Source organism: Acidovorax sp. KPB24-07 (assembly GCF_057543315.1).
The window spans coordinates 1-2,466 of record NZ_BAAJYS010000457.1 but is presented as its reverse complement, the minus strand read 5'-3'; the positions used below and the strand labels follow the sequence as shown (position 1 = coordinate 2,466).

Here is a 2,466-nt window from a genome sequence, read left to right as displayed (position 1 = left end):
CGTCCACGAGGATGACGATGCGCCCCGGCGCGCATCTCGGCCACGATGTCTTGCACCGGCGAGATGGGCGCAGGGGTCAGGGGGGTGTTCATGGAGGGCAGGGCTTTCGGTGGGCCGCGCGGGTGGCGTGCACCGCACGCTGGTCCGGCCACGGCCCGGACGGAGCCGCCTCCAAAGAGCGGGCGTGCGGCGCTGGCCGCACGGTGCGGAGCGCTACGCGCCCCAAAGGCGGCGATTTTAGTCCACTTAGTGGACTTGGGGCGCGGGCGAGGCGGGCCGCGGCCGGCCGCCCTCGCGCCCGGCCAGGGCACCGGCCACCATCACCCACGCCAGCAGCAGCAGGGACAGCAGTTTGAGGCCGCTGGCCACCGTCAGCACCGTGGGCCAGTGCGGGTGGTGCATGTGCAGCGTGGCGTAGTTTTCCACCATGTCCGACAGCACCAGGGCCAGCATCGTCCAGTGGGCATGGCGGTAGAGCCAGCCCAGGGCCCAGCCCGGCGGCACGGCCCGCGCGACCAGCCGCCGCAGGGCCCAGGCCACCGGATAGGCCAGCCACAGGGCGTAGCTGGCAAGCAGGGCCCAGTCCCAGGCGATGGCGCGGCGCACGCTGTCGGTGCCGCCGCAGACCACGCCCCAGCCGGCGTGCCAGTGCGCCGTCACCTGAAAGCCCGAGGGCAGGCCCTGCACCCACCCCGGCGCCGACTGCAGGTCGCAGGCGGCCTGCCCGAACTGGAACGTGATGGCGAACAGCACGGCGGTGACGACCGCCAGCGCCACGCCCAGCCAGCGCCAGGGCTGCGTGCGCGGCACGGTGTTGGCGGGCACGGCGCCGTCCACCGGGCGGGCGGTGGGATCGATGAAGTCGCTCGGAAAGCGCTCGCGTGCATTGAGGCCGGTCCAGACCCAGTAGGGGCAGTCGTAGGCCTGGTCGTGCATGGCCGTGAGCGGGTCGCCGGGCTGCAGCTGGCCCCGGTCCACGCGCAGGCCCTTGGCGAAGGCCTCGTCCACCATCCATTTCAGCGTGAGGTTGGACAGCCCGTCGCGCGCGTACGAGCCGCCCACGTCGCTGTGCACGCCGCGGAACCAGCGCTGGTCGTAGCTGCGCCATGGGCGCTCACGCTCGGTGAAGTGCGGGTCGGCATAGCGCCGGGGCGAGTACTTGCTGCGCGATTCGTACAGCGACATGGCATGGCGCACGTTGGCGAACCGCTTGCGGGCGAACTCGGTAGAGTTGGTGATCTTGATGCCGCCCAGCAGCCCGCTGCCGATGGCCTCCACCGTGTCCCACACGCCCACGAAGTGCACGAGCGGCGTGCGGCCCAGCGAGAAATTGTCGATCACGTCGCGCGCGAAGGCCTCGCGGCTCCTGGTGCCGGCCTGGTTCTTCTGGCCGCTCGGGGCGAAATAGGTGCGCACCAGGGTTTCGATGAGCGGCAGGCCCTCGGTGTGGATGAGGCCGTACATGTTGATCATGCCGGCCACCGCCCGCGCGGTGAACGCGCCACGCGAGAAGCCGAACAGGTAGATGCGGTCGCCCGGCCGATAGGTGTGCACGAGGAACTTGTAGGCCTCGGCGATGTTGGGGAACACGCCGCTGCCCAGCGCCAGCCCGGCCAGTTGCCGCAGCTGGTTCCTGGCCTTGGACAGGATGCCGTCCGCCGGGAATTCATTGGTGGTGCCCACGCCGGGGTCGTAATAGACCAGTTGCGTGGGCTCGCTGCCCGATGCGTCCCGGCCCTTGCCAAGCATGCGCAGCAGCTTCACCACGTTGGTGTCCTGCTGGTTGCCCAGGATGTTGCCGGTGCCGTCGAACAGCAGCACGAGGTTGCGGCCCGGCTGCGCGGCCCATTGCTCGTCCGCGGCGATGCATTCGGCCAGGATGGCCTCGCGTGTGGGCGCGCGGTCGGCGGCGTCCGGTGCCGTGGCGTTGGCATGGGCGGCCGGTGCGGCCGGCGTGTTTTTGGCGTTCATGGTGTCCTCCCTCCCGTGGCGATGCGTGTCCGGGAGATTCTGGGCGATGAACGCGCGCCGCAGCAAGGGTGCCCGCCCCATGGGAGCGCGGGGCGGGCACGGGTTCAGATCATTTCAGCCGGCTTCAGATGCCGGGCGCTTCCAGCCGCACGTCGCCCACCGGGTAGGCCACGCAGGGCAGCACGCAGCCCTCGGCACGCTCCTCGGCCGACAGGCCGGGCCATTCGATGGCGTAGCGCACCTCGCCTTCGGCCAGCAGGCCGATGCAGGTGCGGCAGGTGCCGTTGCGGCACGAACTGGGCCAGTCGATGCCGCCTTGCTCCAGCGACAGCAGCAAGGGCTGCTCGGGCCAGGCATCGCACTGGATGCCGTCGTCGCCGACGCGGGCGGTGAAAAAGGGAACGGAGGAAGGGTCACTCATGGCGAACGGCCACAGGAGGGCAGTGAACGAGAGGGTTAAGGATGAAAAAGGCTTCCAGTGCAATCAACACTAGG

At 70.2% G+C, this 2,466-nt stretch carries 2 protein-coding genes; both read right to left on the bottom strand.

Features of this window, described 5'->3' with window-relative positions; translation table 11 throughout:
- Positions 1 to 246: 246 nt before the first annotated feature.
- Complete coding sequence (locus tag AC27IQ_RS22510) at positions 247 to 1,971, bottom strand: DUF2235 domain-containing protein (RefSeq protein WP_487090863.1); 1,725 nt, start codon at positions 1,969 to 1,971, stop codon at positions 247 to 249.
- Positions 1,972 to 2,095: 124 nt separating this feature from the next.
- Positions 2,096 to 2,392, bottom strand: a complete 297-nt coding sequence (locus AC27IQ_RS22505) for a 2Fe-2S iron-sulfur cluster-binding protein (protein ID WP_487090862.1) — start codon at positions 2,390 to 2,392, stop codon at positions 2,096 to 2,098.
- Positions 2,393 to 2,466 lie beyond the last annotated feature (74 nt).

Bases quoted from the DNA above. Each gene is read 5' to 3' on its own strand.
- AC27IQ_RS22510 (WP_487090863.1), bottom strand. From the start codon at position 1,971: ATGAACGCCAAAAACACGCCGGCCGCACCGGCCGCCCATGCCAACGCC.
- AC27IQ_RS22505 (WP_487090862.1), bottom strand. From the start codon at position 2,392: ATGAGTGACCCTTCCTCCGTTCCCTTTTTCACCGCCCGCGTCGGCGAC.